Source organism: Sphaerotilus sp. (assembly GCF_041083715.1).
Taxonomy (GTDB): Bacteria; Pseudomonadota; Gammaproteobacteria; order Burkholderiales; family Burkholderiaceae_C; genus Sphaerotilus.
On the sequence record NZ_JBFPGY010000374.1, the window covers coordinates 1 to 5,175 of the forward strand.

Consider the following 5,175-nt stretch of genomic DNA (forward strand, 5'->3'; position numbering starts at 1 on the left):
TCTACTACACCATGTCCAACATGGACTGGCTGGGCAAGTACGACGGCATCCTGGGCGTGCCGGCGATGACGCTGTTCGGTCTGAGCCTGGCGTCGGGGCGCAGCTACTTCTACGTGATCTGGATCGTAGCGCTGCTGGCGGCGGTCGGCGTGGTCCACCTGCTGGACTCGCGCACCGGCCGCGCCATCCGCGCGCTCAAGGGCGGCGTGACGATGGCCGAAGCGATGGGCATCTCGACCTACCGCTACAAGGTGCTGGCCTTCGTGCTGGCGGCGATGCTGGCGTCGGTCTCGGGCTGGCTGTTCGCACACTTCCAGCGCACGGTGAACCCCTCGCCGTTCGCGCTTGGCAAGGGCATCGAGTACCTGTTCATGGCCGTGCTGGGCGGCGTGGGCAATGTCTGGGGCGCCTTCACCGGCGCGGCGCTGGTCAAGGTCATCGAGGAGCAGTTGCAGGACTGGCTGCCGCGCCTGTTCGGCTCCAGCGGCAACTACGAGACCATCGTGTTCGGTGTCGTGCTGGTGGTCGTGCTGAAGTACGCGCCGGAAGGCCTCTGGCCGCACCTGGAGAGGCTGTTCGACCGCTTCCTGCCCTCGCGCCAGCGGGTGCGTGACTGGGCCGACGCCGCGCCGCTGCCCGAGCGCAGCAAACCGGCGCCCGGCGACCTGCTGCTCGACGTGGACCAGGTGCGCAAGCAGTTCGGCGGGCTCGTCGCGGTGAACGACGTCAGCTTCCAGATCCGCACCGGCGACATCGTCGGCCTGATCGGTCCGAACGGTGCGGGCAAGTCCACCACCTTCAACCTCGTGTCGGGCGTGCTCGGCAAGACCTCGGGCCGGGTGCGTTTCCGTGGGGAAGACGTCTCGGCGCTGTCCTCGCGCGAGATCGCCCGCCGCGGCATGTCGCGCACCTTCCAGCACGTGAAGATGCTGCCGGACATGACGGTGCTGGAGAACGTCGCCCTCGGCGGCTACCTGCGCAGCTCGTCAGGCACCGTCCAGGCGATGCTGCGCCTGGACCGCGCCGAGGAGCGCCAGCTCTTCCGCGAAGCCGAACGCCAGCTCATCCGCATCGGCATGCAGGACCAGATGCACGAACTCGCCGGCAACCTCGCCCTCGGCCCGGCGCGGATGATGGAGATCGCCCGCGCACTGTGCACCGACCCGGCGCTGCTGCTGCTGGACGAGCCTGCCGCCGGCCTGCGCCACAAGGAAAAGCAGGCGCTGGCCGATGTGCTGCGCCAGCTCAAGGGCGAAGGCATGAGCCTGCTGCTGGTCGAACACGACATGGACTTCGTGATGAACCTGACCGACCGCATCGTGGTGATGGAGTTCGGCACCAAGCTGATCGAGGGCACGCCGGCCGAGGTGCAGGCCAGCCCGGTCGTGCGTGCCGCCTACCTCGGCACGGAGCACTGACACCATGACGACGACCTCCCCCACTCCCCTGCTGTCCGTCACCGGCCTGCACGCCGGCTACGGCAAGGCCGAGGTGCTCTCGGGCCTGAACCTGACGCTGCCGGCCGGCAGCGTCGTCACCGTGATCGGCCCGAACGGCGCCGGCAAGTCCACGACGCTGAACGCGCTGATGGGCGTGCTGCCCTCGACGGGCAAGGTGCTCTTCGACGGCCAGGACCTCGCCAACATCACGCTGGAAGACCGCGTGATGGCCGGCCTCGCGCTGGTGCCGGAGAAGCGCGAGCTGTTCGCGACCATGACGGTCGAGGACAACCTCGTGCTCGGCGGCTGGCGCCAGATGCGCGGCGGCAACGGCCAGTGGCGCGACCAGCTCGATGTCGTCTACACGCTGTTCCCGCGCCTGAAGGAGCGCCGCGACCAGCACGCCGGCACGATGTCCGGCGGCGAGCGCCAGATGCTGGCGGTCGGCCGGGCGCTGATGAGCCAGCCGAAGGTGCTGATGCTCGACGAGCCGAGTCTGGGCCTGGCGCCGCTGATCGTGCGCGAGATCTTCCGCATCATCACCAAGCTGCGCGAGACGGGCGTGAGCATCCTGCTGATCGAGCAGAACGCCCGTGCCGCGCTCGAAGTCGCCGACTATGGCTACGTGCTGGAGACCGGCGCGATCGCGCTGGAAGGACCAGCACGCGCGCTGGCCGGCGACGCCCGCGTGATCGAGACCTACCTCGGCGCGCAGAAGAAGTAAGCCTCCCATGAGCACCTGGACCCCGCCGCTGCAGCGCATGCAGTACGTCATCGAGCAGGTGCTGGACGCGCCCGCCTCCTGGCGCGACCAACCCGACTTCGCCGACCTCGACGCCGACATCGCCCGCGAGGTGCTGGAGCAGGCGGGTCGTTTCGCCCACGGGGTGATCGCGCCGATCAACGGCACCGGCGACACCGAAGGCTGCCGCTGGCACGCCAACGAGGTGAAAACGCCCACGGGCTATCCCGCCGCCTGGAAGGCCTTCGTCGAGGGTGGCTGGCCCTCGCTGCCCTGCGCGCCCGAGGACGGCGGCCAGGGCCTGCCCAGCCTGCTCAACGCGGCACTCTACGAAATGCTGGTCTCGGCCAACCACGCCTGGACGATGTACCCGGGGCTGCTGCACGGTGCGTACGAAGCGATCCGCCACCACGCGGTGCCCGAGCTGCGCGCGCGTTACCTGCCGAAGGTCGTCAGCGGCGAGTGGCTCTCGACGATGAACCTGACCGAGCCACAGGCCGGCAGCGACCTCGGCCTGACCCGCACCCGCTGCGAGCCAGTGGACGCGCAGGCCCCCGTGGTCAACGGCGCAGCGGTCACGGTCACGGGCAACAAGATCTTCATCTCCGGCGGCGACCAGGACATGACGGACAACATCGTCCACCTCGTGCTCGCCCGCCTGCCTGGCGCGCCCGCGGGGACGAAGGGCCTCACGCTGGTGCTGGTGCCCAAGTTCCTGCCCGACGGCCGGCGCAACGGCGCGTGGTGCGACGGCATCGAGAAGAAGATGGGCATCAAGGGCAGCGCCACCGCCCAGATGCGCTTCGACCGCGCCGAAGGCTGGATCCTGGGCGAGCCGAACGCCGGACTGGCGGCGATGTTCCTGATGATGAACTCGGCACGGCTGCACGTCGGGATGCAGGGCCTCGGCCACCTGGAGGCCGCCTGCCAGATTGCCACCGGCTACGCCCGCGAGCGGCTGCAACTGCGCGCACCCGCCCGTCCCGCAGACGCGGACCCCGCACACAAGGGTCCGGACCCGATCGTCTGGCACCCGGCGATGCGCCGCACGCTGCTCGACCTGCACGCGCAGTGCGAGGGCGCGCGGGTCATGGCGTACTGGACGGCCATCCTGCTCGACGAATCGGAGCACCACCCGGACGCCGCCGTGCGCCAGGAGCGCGACGACCTGGTGGCGCTGCTGACGCCCATCCTCAAGGCCTTCCTCACCCACCTCGGTCACCATGGCGCCAACGAAGCCTTGGGCGTGCTCGGCGGCCATGGCTATGTGCACGACTGGGGCATCGAGCAGCATGTGCGCGACAGCCGCATCGCGCTGATCTACGAAGGCACCAACGAGATCCAGGCCATCGACCTGCTGATGCGCAAGGTACTGGACCGGCCGCAGCGGCTGGACCTGCTGCTGGACGTGTTCCGCACCGAGATCGACACCCTGCTGGCCGCACCAGACGACGCGGACAGCACGCTGCGCACCTGGGCCGCGACGCTCTGCGACGAGGTCGAGACCATCGTCGCTGCGACGGCAGCGCTGCAGGCTGGCCGGGCCGCCGCGCCAGACCGGCCCTTCCTTGTCGCCGACGATTACCTGCACGCGCTGGGCCACAGCCTGCTGGCCTGGAGCTGGGCACGGCTGGCACGGGCGGCACTGAACGACACCGATACCGCTCGCCGCGACTGGCTGTGCACCGTCACGCACCACGGCCGCACCTGGCTGCTGCCCGCGGCGCGCTGGCGCTGGCAGCGTGTGGCGGACGCGACACTGGCGCTGGGCTGGATTCCCGCGTGATGGGCGCGGCGCCCGCGGGCGGGCATCATGCGGCCATGAGCAGCAGCACCAAGAAACCGGGGGCCGCGCAGGGTGTGCTGGACGGCGTCGTCGGCCACCACCTGGCCTGTGCCCGCGTGACCACCCACGTCACCTTTCTCAAGCACTTCGGTCAGCCCTACGACCTGCGTCCGGTCGAGTACTCGCTGCTGATGCTGCTGGCGACCCATGCACAGCTCACGCCCAAGCAGCTAGCGCAGTCGCTGGCGCTGTCTGCGCCCAATCTGACCATCCTGCTCGACCGGGTGCAGGACCGTGGCCTGCTGCAGCGGGTGCGCAGCGAGATCGACCGCCGCTCGCAGCACGTGATGCTGACCGACGCCGGCCGCGCGCTCGCCGACGAGATCACCGCGAAGACGCCGGCGATGGAAGCCGAACTCGACGGCTGCCTCAGCCGCGCCGAACGCGCCCTGCTGATCGAGCTGCTGGACAAGATCGCCCGGCACCGACCGGCATGACCAGCCCCGCCGCGCCCGCAACGGGCTGGGTGCGCCACGCACCGCTGCTGTTCGTGCTGCTGTGGAGCACCGGCTTCATCGGTGCCAAGCTCGGGCTGCCGCACGCACCGCCACTGGGTTTTCTGGCCACCCGCTACGCGTTGGTCGTCGGCCTGATGGCGCTGGCCGCGCTGTGGGTGCAGGCACCGTGGCCGCAGGGTGCGCGTGCGTGGGGCCATCTGGCGGTGGCGGGGCTGCTGGTGCACGGGATCTACCTCGGCGGCGTGTTCACGGGCATCTCGCAGGGGTTGCCGGCTGGCGTGTCGAGCCTCGTCGTCGGCCTGCAGCCGCTGCTGACCGCGGTCGGCGCCGGCTGGGTGCTGGGCGAGGCGGTGCGGCCGAAGCAGTGGCTGGGGCTCGTGCTCGGGCTGGCGGGCGTGGTGCTGGTGCTGTCGTCGCGGCTGGCGGGCGCGGGGCTGGACCTGCACACCCTCGGCCAGCTCGTCCACCTGCCCGGCCTGCCCGCAGCGCTGATCGCGCTGCTGGGCATCACGGCGGGCACGCTCTACCAGAAGCGCTTCTGCCCGCGCTTCGATTTCCGCACCGGCGCGGTGGCGCAATTCCTGCCCTGCCTGCTCGTCACCGGCGCGCTGGCGTGGTGGACCGAGGACCGCACGATCGACTGGTCCTCGGGCGCCTTCGTCTTCGCCCTGGGGTGGCTGGTGCTGGTGC

The 5,175-nt window shown here is 70.3% G+C and carries 5 protein-coding genes; all 5 read left to right on the forward strand.

Annotation, left to right across the window (positions count from 1 at the left end; all coding sequences use genetic code 11):
* Positions 1–1,418: branched-chain amino acid ABC transporter ATP-binding protein/permease (locus AB3X43_RS17630; RefSeq protein WP_369431174.1), on the forward strand; the 1,418-nt coding region annotated here is incomplete at its 5' end.
* Between the two features lie 4 nt (positions 1,419–1,422).
* Entirely contained in the window at positions 1,423–2,163 is a 741-nt protein-coding gene (locus AB3X43_RS17635) for an ABC transporter ATP-binding protein (protein ID WP_369431175.1), read from the forward strand.
* A 7-nt stretch (positions 2,164–2,170) separates the two neighbouring features.
* Complete coding sequence (locus tag AB3X43_RS17640; RefSeq protein WP_369431176.1) at positions 2,171–3,967, forward strand: acyl-CoA dehydrogenase family protein; 1,797 nt, start codon at positions 2,171–2,173, stop codon at positions 3,965–3,967.
* Positions 3,968–4,002: 35 nt separating this feature from the next.
* Positions 4,003–4,464 (forward strand): MarR family winged helix-turn-helix transcriptional regulator, encoded by a 462-nt coding sequence (locus AB3X43_RS17645; RefSeq protein ID WP_369431177.1) that lies wholly within the window; start codon positions 4,003–4,005, stop codon positions 4,462–4,464.
* A partial coding sequence (locus tag AB3X43_RS17650) for a DMT family transporter (protein ID WP_369431178.1) occupies positions 4,461–5,175 on the forward strand: 715 nt, incomplete at its 3' end. The genes AB3X43_RS17645 and AB3X43_RS17650, both read left to right, overlap by 4 nt.

Coding starts and splice junctions, on each gene's coding strand:
- AB3X43_RS17635 (WP_369431175.1), top strand. CDS start 1,423: ATGACGACGACCTCCCCCACTCCCCTGCTGTCCGTCACCGGCCTGCAC.
- AB3X43_RS17640 (WP_369431176.1), top strand. CDS start 2,171: ATGAGCACCTGGACCCCGCCGCTGCAGCGCATGCAGTACGTCATCGAG.
- AB3X43_RS17645 (WP_369431177.1), top strand. CDS start 4,003: ATGAGCAGCAGCACCAAGAAACCGGGGGCCGCGCAGGGTGTGCTGGAC.